This window comes from Mycobacterium asiaticum, assembly GCF_001673365.1.
Lineage (GTDB): Bacteria > Actinomycetota > Actinomycetes > Mycobacteriales > Mycobacteriaceae > Mycobacterium > Mycobacterium asiaticum_A.
The window spans coordinates 1-22184 of sequence record NZ_LZLS01000012.1; the positions used below are offsets into that span (position 1 = coordinate 1).

Below are 22184 nucleotides of genomic sequence, written 5' to 3' on the forward strand. Positions count from 1 at the left end.
GGCTGTGTGGCGCCGGCGGCAAGGGCGGGGTGGGCGGCGTAAGCGCCACCCAGATCGGCGGCGTCGGTGGCGCGGGCGGTGCCGGCGGACTCTTCGGCGCTGGCGGCGGCGGCGGTGACGGAGGACAGGCTGACGACACCGTCGGCGGGGCCGGCGGAGCCGGTGGTCGTGGCGGAGTTGTACAAGGCTCGGGCGGCAACGGTGGCGAGGGCGGCAATGGCGGCAAAGACGGCGGGGTCGGCGGAGCGGGTGGAGGCGCCGGCTGGTTCGGCACCGGAGGCCACGGCGGCAACGGCGGAACCGGCGGCACCAACGGCGCGGACGGCGGATCGGGTGGCCACGGAGGAATGATCTTCGGCGCCGGCGGTGCCGGCGGGGACGGCGGCAACGGTCAACCCGCCAGCGGCGGCGCCGGTGGCGCGGGTGGCGCTGCCGGCTTGTTCGGTTCCGGCGGTGGCGGAGGTGACGGCGGGGTCGGCCATGACACCGGCGGGCTGGGCGGCGACGGCGGCAACGGAGGCCTGTTCTACGGCGACGGCGGCGACGGCGGCGACGGTGGCGTCGCAGGCCTGGTCGGCGGGTCCGGCGGTGCTGGCGGCAACGCGGGGTTGATCTGGGGCGACGGCGGTGCCGGCGGGACCGGCGGCTGGGGCGGGTTCAGCCTTCCCGGTCAGGGTGGCTCTGGGGGCGACGGGGGCAATGCCGGCCTGCTCGGCAACGGCGGTAACGGCGGAGCCGGCGGCATCACCTCGGCCGTCGGGAGCGTCGGCGGCCCAGGTGGCAGGGGCGGCAATGCCTGGCTGGTCGGCAACGGCGGTAACGGCGGCAACAGCGGGACCGGTACCCCCGCAGGTGAGCCCGGTGCCGCCGGTCGCGGCGGAGATCTGCTGGGCCAGGACGGAATCGTCGGGTCGACCTAGCGACTCGGCCTAGATTCCGATGCACTTGGGCGAGATGCAAATCTATGAAACGGCCATAAAAGTTGCACAGACCGCGATAACATGCTAAACGCGCCGATTCCCCGCCGGTATTGCCCACCGGTTGAGAGCGATTCCCGGCCCGGTCTGACGCATTGACCATCATCGTATGGGAGGTGCCAGATGTCCTTCTTGAGCGTGTTACCCGCCGTCTTGGGAACAGCAGCAACAGATTTGGCCGGAGTCGGTGCCGCCGTGGAAGCGGCCAACAGGGCCGCAGCCGCGCAAACGACCGCGGTACTTGCCGCCGCCCAGGACGAAGTGTCGGTCGCTATAGCCTCGCTGTTCGGCATGCACGGTCAGGCCTATCAATCGCTCAGCGGACAGGCCGCTGCGTTCAACAACGCGTTTGTGCAGCTGTTGAACGGCGGGGCCGGGTCCTATGCGGCCGCGGAGACCGCGGCCGCCCAGCCCTTCCAGAGCCTGATCGACGTGATCAACGCGCAGTTTGTGGCACAGACCGGACGCCCGCTGATCGGTAACGGCACCAACGGCGCCCCGGGGACGGGGCAAGCCGGAACACCCGGCGGATGGTTGCTCGGCAATGGCGGAGCGGGCGGATCCGGCGCACCGTCGGCGGCTGTCGACGGCGGGAAAGGCGGCGCCGGCGGGGCGGCGGGACTGTTTGGTAGCGGCGGAGCTGGCGGAACCGGCGGGAGCACCTCGGCCTCCGGCAAGGCCGGAGGTGCCGGCGGGGCTGGCGGCAATGCCATGCTGATCGGCGCCGGCGGCCTCGGCGGCGCCGGTGGAGCCTCGACCAACGCCGCTGGGGGCGGTCTAGGTGGGGCCGGCGGGGCCGGCGGGAACGCCGGCATGCTCTTCGGGGCGGCCGGGGTCGGCGGTCCTGGCGGATACTCCGCGGCCGTTCTGCCCGCAGGGACTGGAGGAGCCGGTGGCGCCGGCGGCGCCGGCGGAATGTTCTCCAGTGGCGGGGCCGGCGGGGCCGGCGGCGTAGGCGGCAACGGTGGAGCCGGCGGTGCTGGTGGCGTTGGCGGAATGTTCTCCAGCGGCGGTACCGGCGGGGCCGGTGGAACTGCCTTTGACGCAACGGCTGGCACGGGTGGCGCCGGCGGCGCCGGCGGCGCCGGTGGGTTGTTCGGTGACGGCGGCGGCGGCGGGAGCGGCGGACAAAGCCTGGTCAAAGGCGGGGCGGGTGGCCACGGCGGCAACGCCGGCATGTTCGCGTTCGGCACCGGCGGCGCCGGCGGCAACGGCGGGGAGGCCCCAGGAGCCGCCACCACCGGCGGCGTGGGCGGCGACGGTGGCAATGGCGGCATGATCTTCGGCTCGGGTGGCGCCGGTGGGGCCGGCGGGGCCGCCGGGACCACCGGCGGTAAGGGCGGGGCCGGCGGCAACGCCGGTGCACTCGTCGGATCCGGCGGGGCAGGCGGCACCGGTGGCGCCGGCGCCGCGACGCTCGGTGGTGCCGGCGGAGCGGGAGGCACCCCCGGCGTCTTCGGCAATGGCGGCAACGGCGGTAGCGGCGGAGCCAGCGCAGTTACGGGTGGTGCTGGTGGTAGTGGCGGCAACGCCACTAACGGGCTGATCGGCAACGGCGGCAACGGCGGTTTGGGTGGGACGGGTGCGGCCCCAGGTAAGGCCGGCCCCGGTGGCATCAGCGCGCTGCTGTTGGGGGCAGACGGATCGAACGCCCCCGCTAGCGGAAACCCACTGCATGCCGCCCAACAGCAAGTACTCGCCGCGATCAACGGGCCCCTTCAAGCAGCTACCGGTCGGCCGCTGATCGGGAACGGACTCAACGGAACCCCCGGAACCGGGGCTCCCGGTGGAGCCGGCGGATGGCTGTTCGGCAATGGCGGCAACGGAGCGTCCGGCACGTCCGGCGTCAGCGGTGGGGCGGGCGGAGCCGGCGGGGCCGGCGGCATCCTGTTCGGCAGCGGCGGGACGGGCGGCACCGGTGGGGCCGGGGCCGCCGGCACCGGTGGAGCCGGCGGGGCCGGCGGTGCGGCCATGTTCATCGGGTCCGGCGGAGCCGGCGGTACCGGCGGCGTCGCGGGCGGCGGCGGAGGTGCCGGCGGGACCGGCGGCAACGCCGGCATGCTGTTCGGCGCCGCCGGCAACGGCGGAGCCGGAGCCAGCACGAAGGCCGGCGGTGCAGGCGGTGCGGGAGGCAATGGTGGACTCTTCGCAAACGGCGGGATCGGCGGAGCCGGCGGGTTCGGGGGTACCGGTGGGACCGGCGGTTCTGGCGGTGCCGGTGGATTGTTCGGGGCCGGCGGGATGGGCGGCGCCGGCGGCGAAGGCGTCCCGAAAGCCGGGGCCGGCGGCGTCGGCGGGACCGGCGGGTTGTTCGGCGCAGGCGGGACAGGCGGCTCTGGTGGATTCGGCATCAGCGGCGGGGCCACCGGCGGCGCCGGTGGTGCCGGCGGCAACGCCGGCCTCCTGGCTATGGGCCCATCCGGCGGCGCCGGCGGCAGCGGCGGTACCGGCGGGCTCGGTGCCACCACCGGAGGAATCGGCGGTGTCGGCGGCAACGGCGGCATACTGTTCGGCTCGGGAGGCGCCGGCGGGATCGGCGGGTACAGCACCACCACCGGCGGAGCCGGCGGGGCTGGCGGCAATGCCGGCCTGCTCAGCGGCTCCGGTGGCGCTGGCGGCACCGGTGGGGAAGGCGACACGACCGGTGGTGCCGGCGGAGCCGGTGGCAAGGCCGGCGCGAGCGGCAGCGGCGGTGACGGTGGCGCCGGCGGGTTCGGTGCTACCACCGCAGGCAAAGGCGGAAACGGCGGAGACGCAGTGTTGATCGGGGACGGCGGAAACGGCGGTAATGCTGGGAAGGCCGGGGGGACGGCCGGAACGGGTGGCACCGGCGGACTGTTGCTGGGTAACAACGGCAACAACGGTAAGGCGTAACGGTTTACGGTCCGAGCGGCCCGGCGCGTGCATACGCGCGCGCCGCCCCAACCCGCACCGTGACGATCACGTCGAGCCCGTCCATTTCGCAGGCGGCAACGCTCGATCGCATTTCGTGCGCCACCGTCGTGGCGCGTGCGCACGCCGCTGAAACCCCGTGCGGCAGCGCGGCGGCACCGGCTAACGCGGCCAAGTCGGCGGCCGCCTGCGCCCGGTGTCGTGCCACAACGACCGAGCCCAGGTAAGCACCGGCCCCGGTTACGCACAGCAGCACGGCGACCACGGCCACCGCCAGCACGGTGGCCGAACCGCGATCATCGCGGCTCGGCAGCCGAGATTGCTCGGGCGGCAATATCCCAGCCCGGCAACAATTTCGAATGCGCGACGACGGTGGCCACCACGAAATCACCCTCGCGGTGAACCTGGACGTGCGCGCCATCCGGCGCGATGCGGCGCGCGACGTCGACCGCGTCACGATCGTCCCCTCGGGCGGAGAGTCGGGCGGCTTCCCGCGCCGCGTCGACGCAACGCACCTGCATTGACACCGCAGTGATTCCGGCCAGGCACAACACCAGCACCACCACCAAGCTGGCGATCGCCAGTGCCGCCTCAACTGTGCTCGACCCGTCATCTAGACATTGGTGGTCAACGCCCGCCCGATGATGCGGCTCAGCGCTGACACCACCGAATCTCCGGTCACGACGGTGTAGAGGATCGCGCCGAAGGCCGCCGCCGCAATGGTCCCAATGGCGTACTCGACGGTCGACATGCCCGACTCGTCGGCCATCAGCACCGTCATGCGCGCCGCCAGAACTCGAAACATGTTGGGCATCAACGTATTCCTTTCTCAAAGTAAGCCAGACTGCAACACGTCCCCGGCCAGCCCTACCACCACGGGCACAATGCCCAGGCACACAAACGCCGGCAGAAAACACAGGCCGAGCGGACCGGCGATCAGCACCCCGGCGCGCGCCGCGGCTGCGGTTGCCGCGGCGGCAGCGTCATGACGGGATTGCACGGCGAGCTCGGTGACACCGTCGGCCAGTGCGGCGCCCGAAGACGCCGACCGCCGGGCCAACCGCAGCAGGCCGTCAACCTCTGCGTCGACCGCGCCGAGATCCGCCGGCGCCGCCCACGCGATCGCCGGATCAGCACCCAGGGACAGCAAGTCGGCGGCCCGCCGCAACACCGCCGCCAGCCGCGGTGGCGCAAACCGGGCAGTCGCGCCCGCAGCCGTCGCGACCGCCATACCCGCTGCCAAGCAAACAGCGAGCACGTCCAAACTGGACGCCACGCCCAGCGGATCCGGACCGACCCGGCGCGGCCGCCGCACGTCACGAGCCGACGAGGACATGCCAGCCCGCGCACGTACGACCGGTGTACCCCCGCCTACCAACAGGGCCACAGCCAACAACACCGCCGCCGCGGCCGTCACGGCGACACCACGCGATCGGAGATCCGGTCCGACCACAACAGCCCGGCACAAGCCAGCCCCACACCGATGACCAGCACCCAGCCACCTGCGCCGAACAGGAACCTCAGCGGCCGAGCGCCCAGCAACTGTCCCAGCAATACCCCCAGCACCGGCAACCCAGCCAGGATCGCGGCGGTGGCCCTCGCACCGGCCAGACCCGATGTCACCTTTGCCGAGAACCGTTGCCGCTCAGCGATATCGCGTTGGGCTGCCCGCATCAAGGTGGCGATCGCCAGACCGTGATCAGCCGCGAGCTGCCAGCACACCGCCAGTCGCTCCCACTGCGTCGGCAGTGCCGAGGAGGCTGCCGCCGCACGCAGTCCGCCCGCGACGTCGGCGCCCAATCGTGCCCGCGCCGCGACGGCCCGCAATGCCGACGACACCAGCCCGACTGTCTCGTCAGCCGCGGTGTCGAACGCGCGGACCGGATGAGCGCCCACGCGAAGCTCGCCGACCAGCACCTCGAGTCCGGCTTCCAGCGCCCGCGCCTCCCCGATGCCCCGACGGTCGCGGCGGCGGCGACGGTAGCGCAGACCCACCGTCGCGACCAATACGGCCCCGGCCAGGACGGTCGTCATGGGCATTACGAGAACCGCCGCAGCAAACACACACCCGCAGCCCCCTACCGCCGCCCGCGTGCCCAGGGGTACCCGTCGACCGCCGCGTGCCGGCGTGACAAGCCGTCGGCGCGGAGACCCCGGCAGTACCAGCAGCGCCAAAGCCATCAGCACCGTGGCCAGATGCAGCCCCGTCATGCGGGCAACCGAGTTCGCAGCAGTTCACGAAGATCGGGAACCTCAGCGGGGCCGCGATCGACGTGCCATGCCGTGACCGCTTGGACCCGGCCGCCGTCAGCCTGGCGCAACACGGCGATCTCGCTGAGCCGGCGCTGCCCGCGGGGGTCGCGTGTGACGTGTAGTAGCACCTGAACCGCGGCGGCGAGCTGGCTGTGTAACGCGGCGCGGTCGAGACCACCCAACGCGCCCAACGCCTCCAGTCGGGCGGGGACTTCGCCCGGGCTGTTGGCATGCACCGTGCCAGCGCCGCCCTCATGCCCGGTGTTCAGGGCAGCCAGGAGATCCACCACCTCGGCGCCCCTGACTTCGCCGACCACGATCCGGTCTGGGCGCATTCGCAGCGCTTGGCGTACGAGCTGACGAACCGTCACCTCGCCGACTCCCTCGACGTTCGCACACCGTGCGACCAGCTTGACCAGATGCGGATGCGGCGGTGCCAGCTCGGCGGCATCCTCGACGCAGACAATCCGCTCGGCCGGCGAAACGGCCCCCAACATTGCGGACAACAGGGTTGTCTTGCCGGCGCCGGTGCCACCGCAGACCAAAAACGCCAACCGTGCGGCGATGATGTCGGCGACGAGCTCGGCGGCCTCGGGTGTGATCGTCCCCGCAGCAGTGAGCGCCGCCAAATCCTGGGTGGCCGGGCGCAGCACCCGCAACGACAGACATGTGCCGGCGGTTGCCACCGGCGGCAGGACTGCGTGCAGCCGTACCGCGAAGCCGGCGCCGATTCCGGTCAGCTGGCCGTCCACCCACGGCTGCGCATCGTCGAGTCGGCGGCCGGCCGCCAACGCCAGGCGCTGGGCCAGCCGTCGCACCGCGGCGTCATCTGGGAACCGGATATGACTGCGCCGCAATCCATTTCCATCGTCGAGCCAAACGCTGTCCGGCGCGGTCACCAATACATCGGTGGTGCCGTCGGCGCGCAGCAATGGTTCGAGGACGCCAGCACCGGTCAGTTCTGTCTGCAGCAGACGAAGATTTGCCAGTACCTCGGTGTCACCGAGTATTCCGCCGGACTCGGCGCGAATCGCCGCGGCGACCACGTTGGGCCGCAGCGGACCGGATTCGGCGGCCAGCCGTTCCCGCACGCGTTCAATCAGGGGACCGTTCACGCCGCACGACCAGCCAGCGCCCCGCGCCCATCCGCCAGCACACCGAGCACGGAACGAGCGGCAGCGCCCAGTGCGGATCTGCGTCCCAGCCGCAATCCGCCGTGCTCCAACCGCTCGGCCAACCGCGGCTCGGCACGCATCGAAGCCAACAACGGCAGCCCCACGATGTCGGCGACCTCGGCAGCCCGCAGCCCACCCGGTGCCGGCCCACGCACGGCCAGACCGAGATTCGGGTTGATTGCCGCCAACACGGGCGCGAGGGTGGCGGTCGCCGCACACGCCCGCACGTCGCAACGGCTGACCAACACCACCAAATCGGCACTGTCCAAGGCGATGTGGGTTGCCTCGGTCAATCGCCGCGGCAGATCGCACACCACCGTGACTCCCCCGCGGCGACCGGCCTCGACGATCGCGTCTACCGGACCCGCGGCCAGCTCGTATCCGCGCCGAGTGCCCGACAGCACGCTGATCCCGCGATGGCGCGGCAACGCCTCGCGCATCGCCGACCAGTTCAGTCGGCCACCCTGAATCGCTAGGTCAGGCCATCGCAGCCCGGCCGCAGTCTCACTGCCGACCAGCAGATCGGCCCCGCCTCCCCATGGATCCAGATCCACCAGCACGGCATCGACCGCCTCCTGCGCCAGAGCCGCCGCGAACAACGACGCCCCGCCACCACCGCAACCCCCGATGACGGCCACCACCTCGCCGCGATGTCTGTCGTCGCGCGTGCAGCGCGCCAACTCCGCGGCGTCGGCGAGCTCGGCGACGAGTTCCTGCTCCTGCTGGGGCAGTCTCGACACCCGCTCGGCACCGACCGCGACGGCTGCCGCCCACACCGTCGCCGTGACTTCGGTACCCGTCAGGACGGTGACATGAGCGCGGCGCGGTAGGGCTTCCTGCGCGCAACGGTCCGCCGCCGCTCGGTCCAACACCACTGCGGCAGCGGCCGACCAGGTCTTCCTGCTGACCGAACTCCCGCCTGCGGCATGCACCACCCGCACGCCGACGGCGGCGGCAACGCGGTCGAGTTCCGCACGCAGTTCCGGCTCGGTCAACATCGCCAACACACCGGATCCGGTCGGTTGGGGTCGCGGAAACGAAGTCACCGCTCCACCGTGCGGGGCCAACGGTGTTGGACGCCAGTGCCAAAGACGGATCTGGGGACAGAGTCCGGACTGTGTACAAAGACGTTCGCTGGACCCGGCCCGTCCGGGCCAAATCACCGTCCCCGCAACGCGCAGTGGACACGGCTTGCCGGCCGGGAGCGGAAGATTTTTACCCCAGAAAAGGGACGACCCCCGCCAGGGGGGGAGGAGGCGGAGGTCGTCGTGTATCAGCCCCGGGGGGTCGGGCTGATACACCCTCGGCTCGAGGCCGAGTAATGCTTACTATACACATGCCAGCCGGGATTCACGCAAGTACTCCCAGTAATGAAAGTAGCGCTTGAGACGTGTAAATGCGGTGGCCTAAAAGACAACAAGGGTATTCACATTTCCGGATTTGACCCCAAGCTCGCAGCCGCGCGGCATCACCCACCTATGCTGAGTTGGTGACTGTCCCCGACTCGGCCGGGCCGCAGCAAACCTCGCCGCAAACACCGGAGCCAACCGAGGCGAGTGCGCGCACCGCTGCCTTCTTCGATCTGGACAAGACCATCATCGCCAAGTCGAGCACCCTGGCGTTCAGCAAACCCTTCTTCGCGCAAGGCCTGCTTAACCGGCGGGCGGTGTTGAAGTCCAGCTATGCGCAGTTCATCTTCCTGCTCTCTGGCGCCGACCACGACCAGATGGCCCGGATGCGCACAAACCTGGCCAACATGTGCATCGGCTGGGATGTCGAGCAGGTCAAGTCGATCGTCAACGAGACGTTGCACGACATCGTGACGCCCCTGGTGTTCGCGGAGGCCGCCGATCTCATCGCGGCCCACAAGCTGTGCGGACGTGACGTCGTGGTGGTCTCGGCTTCCGGCGAAGAGATCGTCGGCCCGATCGCGCGCGCGCTGGGCGCCACCCACGCGATGGCAACCAGGATGGTGGTCGAGGACGGCAAGTACACCGGCGAGGTCGGCTTCTACTGCTACGGCGAAAACAAAGTGCAAGCCATCCGCGAACTCGCCGCGCGCGAGGGTTATCCGCTCGAGCATTGCTATGCCTACTCCGACTCAGTCACCGATCTGCCGATGCTCGAGTCGGTAGGCCACCCGTCGGTGGTGAATCCCGACCGTGCTTTGCGTAAGGAAGCCGTCGAGCGCGGCTGGCAGGTCCTGTCGTTCTCCCGACCGGTGTCCTTGCGCGATCGGATCCCGGCGCCATCGGGTGCCGCGATCGCCACGACGGCGGCGGTCGGTGTTACCGCCGTGGCTGCCGGCGCGGTCACCTACGCGCTGTTGCGCCGCTTCGCGTTCTAACCCGATCTAGCACTACCGTCCCAACTTTCCCAGCCGCCACGACAGCAAACACGTCTTGCGCGCAATCCGAAGTCGTTCCACAACTTTGACGCGATTAGGCCTTGCTGTGCCTGTGGTCTAGTAGTACAAAGGAGCTACGGCAGCCCGGTGAGGCCAAGGTCGATCCGGAAGAGAAGGTTCGTCCTCCCGACCCGGGCACCCAGCACGGTTCCCGGCACCCACGCGGAGTCATAGCCGCGAAGATGGCAGAAGTGTTGCGGGCCTGCGTAATTGCGAAGAACGGACTGCCTCGACAGCTCTTTGGGTGGGGTTGCAGCAGGAAGTGTCGCAAACGCGCCGAGGCCACCCACGCAGCCCACATAATGCACGCTTGGTAACCGAGAACCGTGTTGGCGGGCGGTGATTCGAAGTCATTCGGGTCACCGCCCGCTTTGCATTCTCCAGACACTGTCGCACTACGTCGTCCGCCGGTTCCAGCTACTTTCGTGGTACCGACTCAGCGATCGACAACGCCTCCTGTGCGCCCGCTCGCAACGCCCGGCAACACAGCACCAACCAGCTCGCCACGCCGTCAGGTACACCCGAGGCGAACTTGACCGCGGCATCGCGGTAAGCCGCCGGCTGGCGCATCCAATTCACCTCCGGCACACCTAGTCCGTGCGGGTCCAACCCGGTCGCGATCGTTACCAAGCGCGACACCGCGCGAGCGACCACTCCGTCCGCGCTGCCAAATGGCCTCAGCGTCAACAACTCTCCATGTGCCACCGCAGCAACCACCGGTGCCGACGCCTGGGTAGGCCGGCTGACCAACTCCGCGAGCAGTTCCAGGCGCGGTCCGATCTCCCGATCGGTACGCGGCCGGCCCAGTCGCTCCTCGTCGACCTGGTCGGCCGCGGCCAACACGTGCAACCGGGCCAAGGCTTGCAGCGGCGCCCGTCGCCAGACCCCGACAAGCGCGCCCTCGCCACCTTCCAGTGCCTGTGCCACCCGCAGCGCTCCCCCGAACACCGGATCACTGACGCCGGTAGCGTCCGCAACATCCTCCAGCCGCACCGGGCCGCCATCGAGGACCGAGGAGGCCCGCGCCGCCCGCAGCGACGCCTCGGCGGCCGTCACAGGCCAGCCCCGCAGATTGGCCCGGTGCCGGTGGGCGCGGCCTAACGCTTCACGTGCCCGGTCGCTGGCTTCGGCGACGCCGGGTAGCTCCATCAGGGGAGCCAGCGGATCTGTCACAGCTTGCCAACCTAGTGGGTCGCCGCCATCACGCCCCGCGCTGTGCCCCGGGAATGGCCTCCAGCAACTGGCGGGTGTAGTCGTGCCCAGGCCGGGTGAACACGGCTTCGGTGGCCGCGTGTTCGACCACCCGTCCGGCCCGCATTACCAACACGTCGTCGGAGATTTGGCGGACCACTGCCAAATCGTGGCTGATGAACAGGTACGTCAGACCCAGGTTCGCTTGCAATTCGCCCAGCAGGTCGAGGATTTGCGCCTGCACAAGTACGTCGAGCGCGGACACCGCCTCGTCGCACACCAGAACGTCGGGACGCAGTGCCAGCGCCCGCGCGATCGCGACCCGCTGCCGTTGACCCCCGGACAGCTCGCGCGGTAGCCGATCCAGCACCGACGACGGTAACGCCACCTGGTCGACCAGCTCACGGACCGCCTGTCGGCGCTGAGGCCGGTCGCCGATCCGGTGAATGCGCAGTGGCTCCTCGATGGCCCGGGACACCGAATACATCGGATCCAGACTGCTGTACGGGTTCTGGAAGACCGGTTGTACGCGCCGGCGGAACGCGAGTGTGGTGCGCGCTGTCGTGACGTCCTGTCCGTCGAAGACGACGCTGCCCGACGTGGGTGGCAGCAATCCGAGCACCATCCGCGCCAGCGTCGATTTGCCTGATCCCGACTCCCCCACGACCGCGACGGTGCTGGCCCGACGCACCCGGAACGACACGCCGTCGACGGCCCGAAACTCCGTCCGGCGCCACGGGACACCGCGAGACTCCCGGTAGCTCTTGGTCAACTCCGAGACGACGAGAATGTCGTCCGATCCGCTGGCGTGCTCCGACGCTTGCGCCGCGACTTGCTCGCGGATCTGTGCCGAGCGCTTGTCGCGGGCGGTCAGCGACGGGGCCGCGGCGACCAGACGCTGGGTGTACTCGTGCTGGGGGTTACGCAGAATCGATTGTGCGGCACCGGATTCCACCACTATTCCGCGGTGAATCACGGCGACTTGCGAAGCCCGTTCGGCGGCCAATGCCAGATCGTGGGTGATCAGCAGCAGCGCGGTGCCCAACTCGTCGGTAAGCCGCTGCAGATGGTCCAGTACCTGCCGCTGGACGGTGACGTCCAACGCGGAGGTCGGCTCGTCGGCGATCAGCAGCCGCGGTCGGCCCGCTAGGCCGATGGCGATCAAGGCGCGTTGGCACATGCCGCCGGACAATTGGTGCGGATAGCGATCCGCCTGCTTCGCGGGATCGGGCATACCCGCGGCCGCGAGCAACTCCACCGCCCGCATTCGCGCGGCACGACCGTCGGTGTTGGCCCGCAACGCTTCCCGGATCTGGAAGCCCACCTTCCACACCGGGTTCAGATTGGTCATCGGGTCCTGTGGCACATAGCCGATCTCGCGTCCCCTGATCGAACGCAATAGCCGCGCGTCGGCGCCGGTGATGTCGCGTCCGTCGAACGTGATGCTGCCGCCGGTGATTCGCCCGCCCGGTGAAAGTAGTCCCAGGATCGCGGCTGCCGTGGTGGATTTGCCCGAACCCGATTCGCCGACCACAGCCACGGTCTGGCCGCGCGGCACGGTCAGATCCACGCCGCGGAGCACGGGCTCGTCAGCGCCGAACCTGACTTCCAGGCCCTCGACCGATAGCAACGGCGATTCGGCGTCGCTCATGCTCGCCACGCCCGAGATGCCGGGTCCAGGCCGTCGCGCAACGCGTCGCCCATCATCATGAAGGCGAGCACCGTAATTGCCAGTGCGCCAGCGGGATAGAACAGGATGGGTGAGCCCGCCCGCAGTCGCAGCTGCGCGACGTTGATGTCGCCACCCCAGGACACCACCGATGGTGGCAACCCGACTCCGAGGTAGGACAACGTGGCCTCGGTCGCCGTGGGCCTAGGCGCCACCCTGGCCGTGTTCGTCGTCGGCGGGGCGCTCGGTGCGCTGGCTGGCTTCTACGGAGGTTGGGTGGACGCGGTGGTGTCGCGGGTCACCGACGTGTTCTTCGCGGTGCCCCTGCTGCTTGCCGCGATCGTGCTGATGCAGGTGATGCACCGAACTGCGCGCGATCCGCGCGACCTGCGGCCACCCGAACAAACCCAGGATGGCGATCACCGTCCACAGCGTGCGGTGGTGCATCACCTGCATCAGCACGATCGCGGCAAGCAGCAGGGGCACCGCGAAGAACACGTCGGTGACCCGCGACACCACCGCGTCCACCCAACCTCCGTAGAAGCCAGCCAGCGCACCGAGCGCCCCGCCGACGACGAACACGGCCAGGGTGGCGCCTAGGCCCACGGCGACCGAGGCCCGTGCGCCGTAGATGGTGCGCGCGTAGATGTCGTGTCCTTGTAGGTCGGTGCCGAACCAGTGTGCCGCCGAGGGCGAAAGCAGGCTCTGGTTCGGATCGGCGTACGCGGGGTCGGCGCTGGTGAACAATGCCGGAAACGCTGCGACCAGGAGAATCAACAGGATCAGCGCGGCCGCGACCAGGAACTTGGGGCGCCTATACATAGCGAATCCGTGGGTCCAGCACCGCATACAGCAGGTCCACCAACAGGTTGCTGACCAGATAGATCAGCACCAGCACTGTCACGATCGAGACCACTGTCGGCGCCTCCTGGCGGGTGACCGCCTGATACAGCACACCGCCGACGCCGTGGATATTGAAGATTCCCTCGGTCACGATCGCACCGCCCATCAACGCCCCGAGATCCGCGCCGAGGAAGGTGACCACCGGAATCAGCGAGTTGCGCAGAATGTGCAGCGTCACCACCCGGGGGCGCGATAAACCCTTAGCGGTCGCGGTGCGCACGTAGTCGGCGTGCGCGTTGGCGGCCACCGCGGAACGCGTCAATCGCACCACATATGCGAATGACACCAGGCCCAACACGATTCCGGGTAGGAGAAGCCGACCGAACGTCGCTTGTCCGCCCACGGTGACTGGCGCCCAACCCAATTCGACCCCGAAGACGAACTGCGCGAGGAAACCGAGCACGAAGATCGGGATCGCGATGATGACCAATCCGGTGATCAGCACCGTGGCGTCGAAGATGCCGCCCTGGCGCAGCCCGGCGATCACACCGAACGCGATGCCCAACACCGCCTCGACCACCAGCGCGATCAGCGCCAGCCTGATCGTCACCGGAAAGGCATGGGCCAGAACGGAGCTGACCGGCAAGCCGGAGTAGGCGCGGCCCAGGTCGCCATGCAGCAGACCGCCCAGGTATCGCAGGTACTGCACCAGGAACGGGTCATCCAGGTGATATTGGGCGCGCAATTGGGCAGCCACCGCGGGACTCAGCGGGCGGTCACCGGCCATGGCGGCCACCGGGTCGCCGGGCAGCAGGAACACCATGCCGTAGATCAACAGCGTGGCGCCCAAAAAGACCGGGACCATGACGGCAATCCGGCGCAACACGTACCAAGCCATTTAAGCCACCCCGGTCTTGACGATGTTCTCGTAGTCGGGCAGCCCGTTCCAGGTGGGGTTGACATTGCTGACCTGACTCGACCATCCGATGACGCTGATGTAATACCACAACGGCACGGCTGGCATGTCGCGCAACAGGATTCGCTGTGCGACATTGGTCAGGACATCGGCGGCGCGCAGATCTGGCGCGGCTTCGGCGGCTGCGAGGGCATCGTCGAACTCGCGACTGGAGTAGCCGACGTCGTTGGATCCGGCGCCCGTGGCGTACAACGGGGCCAGGAACTCGATCATGGATGGAAAGTCGCCGATCCAACCGGCCCGGAATGCGGTGTCGATGGTGCGGTTGGTGATTTGGGTGCGGAAGCCGGCAAAGGTGGGGTGCGGTGCGCCGACCGCGTCGATGCCCAGCACGTTCTTGATGCTGTTTGCCACCGCGTCCACCCACTCCTGGTGTCCGCTGTCGGCGTTGTAGGCGATGGCGTACCGGCCGTCCCACGGCGAGATCGCATTGGCTTGCGCCCAAAGTTGGCGGGCCCGTTCGGGATTGAAATCCAGTGCATCGCTGCCAGGTATGTGGGGATCGAATCCGGGTAACGAACTCGCGGTGAAATCTCGTGCCGGGCTGCGAGTTCCGTTGAAGATCTGTTGACAGATCTGCGGGCGGTTGATGGCCGATGACAGTGCCAAGCGGCGCAGGCGGCCTTCTTCACCGCCGAAGTGCGGCAGCCGCAATGGCGTATCCAGTGACTGGCTGACGGCAACCGGCCCCTTGACCGCGTTGCCGCCCAGGTCCCGCTCGTAGATGGTCAACGCACTGGACGGAATCGTGTCCAGCACATCAAGATTGCCGGACAGCAGGTCGGAGTACGCGGTTTCCAGGTTGCCGTAGAACTCGAACCGCAGGCCCTTGTTGCGGGGCTTGCGATTGCCGTGGTAATCGGGGTTGGCCGTAAGGTCGACCCGGACGTTGTGTTGCCAGGCCGGTCCATCGGCGCTGTCAGCGAGTCGGTAGGGGCCGTTGCCGATTGGATGCTGCCCGAAGGCGGCCATATCCCGAAACGCCGACGGCGGCAACGGATAGAAGGCGCTGTGCCCCAAGCTGAGCACGAAGTCGATGGTCGGTGCTTTCAGGCGCACGGTGAATTCGAGGTCACCGATGACTCGCAAACCGGACATGGTGGTCGGCTTGCCGTCACCCGGTGGACCGGCGACGTCGTCGTAGCCTTGGATGGGGCTGAAAAAGTTCTGCTGCAGTTGGGCATTGGCGCTCAGCGCACCGTAGTTCCAAGCATCGACGAACGAGTGGGCAGTTACCGGTGAGCCGTCGGTGAATTTCCAGCCGGGCTTGAGCACGATCCGGTAGTTGATGTTGTCGGTGGACTCGATCGACTGGGCGACCTCCGGTGACGCCCGACCGGCCGCGTCATAGGACATCAACCCGGCAAAAAGCCGATCGAGGATCCGGCCGCCATTGCTGTCGTTGGTGCCGGTTGGGATGAGCGGGTTGGGGGGTTCGGCAGCGTTGACGACCACCACGTCGGGGGTCAGCACCCCTCCCCCGCAGCCGGTCAACATGGCGACCAGCAACAGGACGGCCCCAAGCATCCCTCGACGCATGACAGCGACCCTAAAGCGTGCCAAGCGTTAAGTAGTCGAACCCGGCTGGATGGTCACCTGCGTGACCGGATGAACCTGCAACTGGCAGCTGGCGATTTCCGTCGTCACCGTCTGCGCGTCGGTCGCCCCAGGCAGGACGACCCGCAGGTCGGCGGCGGTGGGACAGGACTCTGCGTCCGCATCGACGGACAACGCTTCCACGACCGACTCGCCACGCTGGGACGGCGACAACGTGACCGTCGGGAAAGCGTCGGCGCCGTTTGGTAAACCACCCATGTAGCCGCGCAAGGTGGGTTGGGCTGCAACGAGAGACGCGCCGGTGCCGGCCTCCACCTGCGGATAGCCGCTGAGCGTGCACGCGACGACCCCGGGGGCCGCGGCGAAAACCAGGGTCACCGCGCGGTGACCTACCGCCGCTTCCGGGCCGGCGACGGTGATCGAGACCTGCTCAGCCGAGCACGGCGCCGGATCTCCCGGGTCCGCGGCTGCCCGCGCGCCCGACAACGCAATGGCTACACCGACACCCAGGACGGCGGCTGATCGAAAGGCACATGTCATGTCCAAAATCTATGCGCAAGTGGTTCTGATCGCAGCAGAGCTACGCTCACACTCATGACCCCGTCAGAATCGGAAGGCACGCAACAGACCGCGTCGTATCCGCCGCCGACGCAGTTCGCCGAGCAGGCCAATGTCCGCCCCGGCTGCTACGAACAGGCCGAGGAAGACCGCCTTGCGTTCTGGTCCGAGCAGGCCGACCGGTTGTCCTGGGCGACGCCGCACAGCGAAGTGCTGGACTGGTCCGACGCGCCGTTTGCCAAGTGGTTCGTCGGCGGCAAGCTCAACGTCGCCTACAACTGCGTGGACCGCCACGTCGAGGCGGGCAACGGGGATCGGGTGGCAATCCACTGGGAGGGCGAACCCGACGATCATCGCCGCACCTTCACGTACTCCGAACTGCAACAACAGGTTTCGAAAGCGGCCAACGCCCTGCTGGAGCTCGGCCTGGAAGCGGGCGACCGGGTAGCCATCTACCTGCCACTCATTCCCGAAGCCGTGATCGCGATGCTGGCGTGCGCGCGGTTGGGCATCATGCACACCGTGGTGTTCGGCGGGTTCACTGCTCATGCCCTGCAGGCGCGCATCGCCGACGCGCAGGCCAAGGTGCTGATCACCGCCGACGGACAGTTCCGGCGCGGCAAGCCGGCACCGCTCAAGGAGGCCGCCGACGAGGCGGTCTCGGTGCCGGACAGCCCGATCGAACACGTTGTGGTGGTGCGGCGCACCGGAATTGACGTGGCCTGGAACGACGACCGCGACATGTGGTGGCACGACGTGGTCGACTCCGCCGCCGCCGAGCACACCCCCGAGGCGTTCGACTCCGAGCAGCCGTTGTACCTGCTCTACACATCGGGCACCACCGGCACACCCAAAGGCATCGTGCACACCAGCGGCGGTTATCTGACCCAATGTGCGTACACGATGCACGCCATCTTCGATCTCAAACCCGAACGCGACGTCTTTTGGTGCACCGCCGACATCGGTTGGGTGACCGGGCACACCTACGGGGTTTACGGTCCGCTGTCCGTCGGCGCCACCGAGGTGCTCTACGAGGGCACTCCGAACGCACCCAGCGAACACCGGCATTTCGAGATCATCGAAAGATACGGTGTCACAATCTATTACACCGCACCGACGTTGATCCGCACGTTCATGAAGTGGGGCCGCGAAATTCCGGACGCCCACGATCTGTCCAGCATCCGGCTGCTGGGCTCGGTCGGAGAGATCATCAATCCCGAAGCGTGGCGCTGGTACCGCGATGTGATCGGCCGTGGCGAGGTACCGGTGGTCGACACCTGGTGGCAGACCGAGACCGGTGCGGCGATGATCTCGCCGATACCGGGCGTCAGCAACGCCAAGCCCGGTTCGGCGATGGCGGCGCTGCCCGGCATCTCGGCCAAGATCGTCGACGACCACGGCGACCCGCTGCCCCCGGACGAGGAGGGTGAAACGCACGTCACCGGTTACCTGGTGCTCGACCAGCCGTGGCCGTCGATGCTGCGCGGCATCTGGGGTGACCCCGAGCGGTACCGCCGAACGTACTGGTCGAAGTACGCCGAGAAGGGTTACTACTTCGCCGGCGACGGCGCCCGCTTCGACCCCGACGGGGACATCTGGGTGCTGGGCCGCATCGACGACGTCATGAACGTGTCCGGGCACCGGATTTCCACCGCCGAGGTGGAGTCGGCGCTCGTCGGGCACTCCGGGGTGGCCGAGGCGGCCGTCGTCGGTGTCACCGATGACACCACCGGTCAGGCCATCTGCGCGTTCGTCGTGCTACGCAGCAAACACGACGCAACCGAGGGGACCGTCGACGAGTTGCGCGCACAAGTGGCTCACGAAATCTCACCGATCGCCAAGCCGCGCGAAATCCACGTGGTGCCCGAGCTGCCCAAGACCCGCAGCGGCAAGATCATGCGCAGGCTGCTGCGCGATGTCGCCGAGAATCGCGAACTCGGTGACACGTCGACACTGCTGGACCCCAACGTCTTTGACGCGATCCGCGAGTCGAAGTAGGTCAGCTGCTGCGGCATTCGCTCGTCGAACGTCACGTCAGAGTGGCGCCCGGTGCCCGTCGTCGCGCTGGCGTGACGCTCGACGCAAACCGTCGCGAACTCAGCCGATCGGAACGAAGCCCGACCCCGGCCGGTTCTTGGCGTTGATGTCGTCGAGGTCGGCGTTGATCGACATGACCACGGCCGGGGTGTGCAGCGGAATGTACTTGGTGACGCAGGTGGGCAGGCTGTCGCTGAACGCGCCGTGAATCATGCCGACCAGTAAATTGTCGACGGTCACCGGCGCCCCGGAGTCGCCCGGGCCGCCGCATACCTGCATCAGGATGGTGCCGGGGTCCTGGCCCGGCCCCCAGGTGACGCCACATGAGTTGCCGGTGGTGCGGCCCTGTTTGCAAGCCACCTGACCGAACGTCGGTTCGGGACCGATCCCGTTGATGGCGAAGCCGTTGAAGTTAGCCACCGGAGTCACCTTGGCCGGGTCGAACTTGATCACCGCGTAGTCGAGCCCGTCGTTGCCTGCGACCATGGTGCCCACCTGGATGTGGTTCGGACCGGCCTCGGCGGCGACCGGTGCACCCGGACCGCCGCAGTGCGCTGAGCTGAAACCCACCAGATCACCGAACTTGTCATGCCCGATCGCTGTCAGCGTGCACAGGGTGCCGGTGTTGACGATGATGCCGGCACCGCCCCCCAACGGAATCTTGTCGTCTGCCGCCGCGGTGCTCGCAGGTAGAAACAGAAGGCCCAACAGCGCGGCCATGATGACCGCGGCGGGTTTCCGGCCGCTCGGCGCCTTCTGCAAGGTGATGCTCCCGTCGGGTCGTCAAAAAGATTGGAAAGAGATTGGAGACAGTGCGTCAGTGTAGAGGATCGCGGTGCGGGGTCGGCCGCCGTTTCCAGCGCACTTCGGCTGGCCTCGTCCGCCCTGGGGGCGCATGGCAACATAAACCGCGACGCGCGCACTATTTGGGTTCCAGCGGCGCTGAACCGGCGCGAAACGGAGAGGACCGTCTGTGAGCAAGCCCGATCGCAAGAGCGGTGTGCCCAGCACGCTGACCACGATTCCGCTGACTGATCCGCATGCCAGGGTCGGGGACCCGTCGGTCGGTGAGCTGATCAAAGACGTGACGACGCAGATGTCGACCCTGGTGCGCGCCGAGGTCGAACTGGCCCGCGCCGAAATCACCCGCGACGTCAAGAAGGGCTTGACCGGCAGCGTCTTTTTCATCTCGGCATTGGTGGTGCTGTTCTACTCCACTTTCTTCTTCTTCTTTTTCCTGGCCGAGCTGCTGGACAACTGGCTGTGGCGCTGGGCCGCCTTCTTGATCGTCTTCACGCTCATGGTCGTGGTCACCGCCGCGCTGGCGCTGTTCGGCTTCCTGAAGGTGCGCCGCATCCGCGGACCGCAGAAGACCATCGAATCGGTCAAAGAGGCCCGCACCGCGTTCACCCCGGGCCACGACAAGGCCGTCGCTGCCCCGGCGAAAGACATCGCGATCTCCGCCGACACCAAGACGCCCACCGACCCCTCGGGCTGGTAAATGCCGGCTCCGGGACCGTCGATGGTCCGCATCGACGGGCCTTGGCGTCATCTGGATGTGCACGCCAACGGCATCCGATTCCATGTCGCCGAGGCACATTCGGCCGACGAAGAGACGCCGGCCACCACGCTGCCGCTGGTCATCCTGCTGCACGGGTTCGGGTCGTTCTGGTGGTCATGGCGCCACCAGTTGCGCGGTCTGACCGGAGCCCGGGTGGTCGCGGTCGACCTGCGCGGCTACGGCGGCAGCGACAAACCACCGCGCGGCTACGACGGCTGGACGCTGGCCGGCGACACGGCCGGACTTATTCGCGCACTTGGACATTCGTCGGCGACGCTGATCGGCCACGCCGACGGCGGACTGGCCTGCTGGGCCACCGCGTTGCTGCATTCGCGGCTGGTGCGCGGCATCGCGGTGATCAGCTCTCCGCACCCGGCCGCATTGCGGCACTCAACACTCACCCGCCGCGATCAAAGCCGAGCGTTGTTGCCGACGTTGTTGCGGTACCAGGCGCCGATGCTGCCCGAGCGACTACTGACCCGACACGACGGCGCCGAGATCGAGCGGCTGGTCCGTAGCCGTAGCAGCGCCAAATGGGTTGCATCCGAAGACTTTTCACAATGCATCGGCTACCTGCGGCAGGCGATCCAGATCCCGGGGGCCGCGCACTGCGCCCTGGAGTATCAGCGGTGGGCGGTGCGCAGCCAGCTACGCAGCGAGGGTCACCGCTTCATCAAGTCGACCGAGGCTCAACTCGGCGTGCCGTTGTTGCACATTCGCGGCGACGCCGACCCCTACGTGCTGGCCGCGCCGGTGGAGCGCACGCAACGCTATGCCCCGCACGGCCGCTACGTATCCATAGCCGGCGCAGGGCATTTCAGTCACGAAGAGGCACCCGAGGAAATCAATCGGCACCTGTCGCGCTTCTTGCAGCAGGTGCACCGCCCGCGGGTCAGCTGACGCAAGCCCCGGTGTTCACCTGTTGGGTGGCACCGATCTTGTTCAACTGACCGGCCACCTCCTCGGCGGTCAACACGAAGCCGGTGTCGGCGTCGTCGACGGCGGCGCCGAACACCACCCCGAGTACCCGGCCGTTGAGGTCGATCAGCGGCCCACCCGAATCACCTTGCTCCACATTGGCCCGGATGGTGTAGACGTCGCGGGTGACCTGCTGCGGGCTGCGGTAGATGTCGGGCCCGCTGAGCTTGATGGCTTCGCGGATCCGTGCGGGGGTAGCGGTGAAGTTGCCGCCGCCCGGGTAGCCGAGCACCACCACGTCGGTGCCGGTTTTGGCCGGGGTGTCGTCGAACACCAGCGGAGCCGACGGCAGCCCCGGGACGGCCAGAATCGCGATGTCGACCTGCGGGTCATAGGACACGACCGTGGCGTCGAAGTTCTTGCCGTTGGCCTGCAACGAGACGCTGCTGGATCCGGCGACCACGTGCGCGTTGGTCATCACCCGCTCGGGCGAGATTACGAATCCGGTGCCTTCCAATACCTTCTGGCAGCTTGGTGCCAAACTGCGGATTTTCACGACGCTGGACGCCGTCGCGGCCACCACCGGATTGTTGGCCAGCGCCGGATCCGGCGAGGCGACCGGGATCACCGGGGTACGGCTGAACGGTTCGAGCACCGCGGGTAGCCCGGAGGTGTTCAGCAGTGCCGAAAGTCGTTTGGGCACGGATTGCAACCAGGTCGGGGCCACCTCGTTCACTTCGGCGAGCACCCGCGAACCCCGCACCGCAGCGGCCAGTTCCGGCTGGTCCTTGGACTGGGTCAACGGCGTCGCCAACAGCCAGGCAGCGGTCAACACCACCATTAGCTGCACGCCCACGCCGATGACGGAGTCGACGGTGCGGATCGGTCGGTTGCGGATCGCACCACGCACCGCCCGGCCCAGGACCACGCCAGCCACCTCACCGACCACCACCAGGGCCAAGATCAAGAACAGGGCGGCAAACAGTTTCGCGCGCGGCGCGGCGATTTGGCTGACGATGTGCGGCGCCAATAGCACCCCGGCGACCGCGCCGAGCAGCACGCCGGCGAACGACAGCAGTGAACCCAGGGCGCCAGAACGCCAACCGGAGATCGCCGCGATGAACGCGACCGCGAGTATGGCGATGTCCAGCCACTGGGAGGGCGTCATCG

The 22184-nt window shown here is 68.3% G+C and carries 18 protein-coding genes and 6 pseudogenes; 8 read left to right on the forward strand and 16 right to left on the reverse strand.

Going from position 1 to position 22184, the window contains the following annotated elements:
* The 4 genes and pseudogenes from A5634_RS28505 to A5634_RS30225 all read left to right on the forward strand — a co-directional run.
* A pseudogene (locus A5634_RS28505) lies at positions 1–920 on the forward strand (hypothetical protein); the annotation flags it as partial.
* 180 nt (positions 921–1100) lie between these two features.
* Positions 1101–1610 (forward strand): annotated as a pseudogene (locus A5634_RS30215) (PE family protein); the annotation flags it as partial.
* 1074 nt (positions 1611–2684) lie between these two features.
* Positions 2685–2777: pseudogene (locus A5634_RS30220) on the forward strand (PE family protein); the annotation flags it as partial.
* Positions 2778–2780: 3 nt separating this feature from the next.
* Complete coding sequence (locus A5634_RS30225) at positions 2781–3851, forward strand: hypothetical protein (protein WP_437339931.1); 1071 nt, start codon at positions 2781–2783, stop codon at positions 3849–3851.
* 4 nt (positions 3852–3855) lie between these two features.
* Here the strand turns inward: A5634_RS30225 and A5634_RS01590 are convergent, their stop codons facing one another.
* From A5634_RS01590 to ssd, 7 genes and pseudogenes are all read right to left on the reverse strand, one after another.
* Positions 3856–4140: an Rv3654c family TadE-like protein gene (locus tag A5634_RS01590; RefSeq protein WP_437339929.1), complete on the reverse strand. Its 285-nt coding sequence runs from the start codon at positions 4138–4140 to the stop codon at positions 3856–3858.
* Positions 4110–4453, reverse strand: a pseudogene (locus tag A5634_RS29065) (TadE family type IV pilus minor pilin). Before A5634_RS29065 ends, A5634_RS01590 begins: the two are co-directional and overlap by 31 nt.
* Before the next feature lie 29 nt (positions 4454–4482).
* On the reverse strand, positions 4483–4683 hold the full coding sequence (locus A5634_RS01600; protein WP_065142342.1) for a DUF4244 domain-containing protein: 201 nt from the start codon (positions 4681–4683) through the stop codon (positions 4483–4485).
* A 15-nt stretch (positions 4684–4698) separates the two neighbouring features.
* Entirely contained in the window at positions 4699–5286 is a 588-nt protein-coding gene (locus tag A5634_RS01605) for a type II secretion system F family protein (RefSeq protein ID WP_216638700.1), read from the reverse strand.
* Complete coding sequence (locus tag A5634_RS01610) at positions 5283–6080, reverse strand: type II secretion system F family protein (protein WP_065142343.1); 798 nt, start codon at positions 6078–6080, stop codon at positions 5283–5285. Before A5634_RS01610 ends, A5634_RS01605 begins: the two co-directional genes overlap by 4 nt.
* Complete coding sequence (locus A5634_RS01615; RefSeq protein WP_065142344.1) at positions 6077–7237, reverse strand: TadA family conjugal transfer-associated ATPase; 1161 nt, start codon at positions 7235–7237, stop codon at positions 6077–6079. Before A5634_RS01615 ends, A5634_RS01610 begins: the two co-directional genes overlap by 4 nt.
* On the reverse strand, positions 7234–8295 hold the full coding sequence (ssd, locus tag A5634_RS01620; protein WP_065142399.1) for a septum site-determining protein Ssd: 1062 nt from the start codon (positions 8293–8295) through the stop codon (positions 7234–7236). Before ssd ends, A5634_RS01615 begins: the two co-directional genes overlap by 4 nt.
* Positions 8296–8786: 491 nt before the next feature.
* Here ssd and A5634_RS01625 point away from each other — a divergent pair, with 491 nt between their 5' ends.
* Positions 8787–9644 (forward strand): HAD-IB family hydrolase, encoded by an 858-nt coding sequence (locus A5634_RS01625; RefSeq protein WP_065142345.1) that lies wholly within the window; start codon positions 8787–8789, stop codon positions 9642–9644.
* Between the two features lie 477 nt (positions 9645–10121).
* Here the strand turns inward: A5634_RS01625 and A5634_RS01630 are convergent, their stop codons facing one another.
* The 7 genes and pseudogenes from A5634_RS01630 to A5634_RS27915 all read right to left on the reverse strand — a co-directional run bounded on the left by A5634_RS01630 (position 10122) and on the right by A5634_RS27915 (position 16480).
* On the reverse strand, positions 10122–10853 hold the full coding sequence (locus A5634_RS01630; protein WP_065142346.1) for an oxidoreductase: 732 nt from the start codon (positions 10851–10853) through the stop codon (positions 10122–10124).
* A gap of 52 nt (positions 10854–10905) precedes the next feature.
* The gene (locus tag A5634_RS01635; RefSeq protein WP_065142400.1) at positions 10906–12546 is read right to left on the reverse strand and encodes a dipeptide ABC transporter ATP-binding protein; all 1641 of its coding nucleotides are present in this window, start codon (positions 12544–12546) and stop codon (positions 10906–10908) included.
* Positions 12543–12761 (reverse strand): annotated as a pseudogene (locus tag A5634_RS01640) (ABC transporter permease); the annotation flags it as partial. The gene A5634_RS01635 and the pseudogene A5634_RS01640, both read right to left, overlap by 4 nt.
* Positions 12762–12920: 159 nt before the next feature.
* A pseudogene (locus A5634_RS01645) lies at positions 12921–13413 on the reverse strand (ABC transporter permease); the annotation flags it as partial.
* The gene (locus A5634_RS01650; protein WP_065142348.1) at positions 13379–14305 is read right to left on the reverse strand and encodes an ABC transporter permease; all 927 of its coding nucleotides are present in this window, start codon (positions 14303–14305) and stop codon (positions 13379–13381) included. The gene A5634_RS01650 and the pseudogene A5634_RS01645, both read right to left, overlap by 35 nt.
* The gene (locus A5634_RS01655; protein WP_065142349.1) at positions 14306–15922 is read right to left on the reverse strand and encodes a peptide ABC transporter substrate-binding protein; all 1617 of its coding nucleotides are present in this window, start codon (positions 15920–15922) and stop codon (positions 14306–14308) included. It abuts the gene before it with no gap.
* 27 nt (positions 15923–15949) lie between these two features.
* A complete protein-coding gene (locus A5634_RS27915) occupies positions 15950–16480 on the reverse strand; it encodes a DUF4232 domain-containing protein (RefSeq protein ID WP_155769298.1) in 531 nt (176 codons plus the stop codon).
* A gap of 54 nt (positions 16481–16534) precedes the next feature.
* On the opposite strand from A5634_RS27915, the gene acs reads away from it, so the two are divergent.
* Positions 16535–18496, forward strand: a complete 1962-nt coding sequence (acs, locus tag A5634_RS01665; RefSeq protein ID WP_065142350.1) for an acetate--CoA ligase — start codon at positions 16535–16537, stop codon at positions 18494–18496.
* Between the two features lie 99 nt (positions 18497–18595).
* Here the strand turns inward: acs and A5634_RS01670 are convergent, their stop codons facing one another.
* Positions 18596–19255 carry a S1 family peptidase gene (locus tag A5634_RS01670; protein ID WP_065142402.1) on the reverse strand — a complete coding sequence of 220 codons (660 nt, stop codon included), beginning with the start codon at positions 19253–19255 and terminating at the stop codon, positions 18596–18598.
* Positions 19256–19508: 253 nt separating this feature from the next.
* Between A5634_RS01670 and A5634_RS01675 the strand changes: the two genes are divergently transcribed.
* Together A5634_RS01675 and A5634_RS01680 are read left to right on the forward strand one after the other, a co-directional pair.
* Positions 19509–20036: a phage holin family protein gene (locus tag A5634_RS01675; protein ID WP_065142351.1), complete on the forward strand. Its 528-nt coding sequence runs from the start codon at positions 19509–19511 to the stop codon at positions 20034–20036.
* Entirely contained in the window at positions 20037–20996 is a 960-nt protein-coding gene (locus tag A5634_RS01680) for an alpha/beta fold hydrolase (protein WP_065142352.1), read from the forward strand.
* Here the strand turns inward: A5634_RS01680 and marP are convergent.
* Positions 20989–22182 carry an acid resistance serine protease MarP gene (gene marP, locus A5634_RS01685; protein ID WP_065142403.1) on the reverse strand — a complete coding sequence of 398 codons (1194 nt, stop codon included), beginning with the start codon at positions 22180–22182 and terminating at the stop codon, positions 20989–20991. The two genes, A5634_RS01680 and marP, sit on opposite strands and share 8 nt — an antisense overlap.
* Positions 22183–22184: the final 2 nt, after the last annotated feature.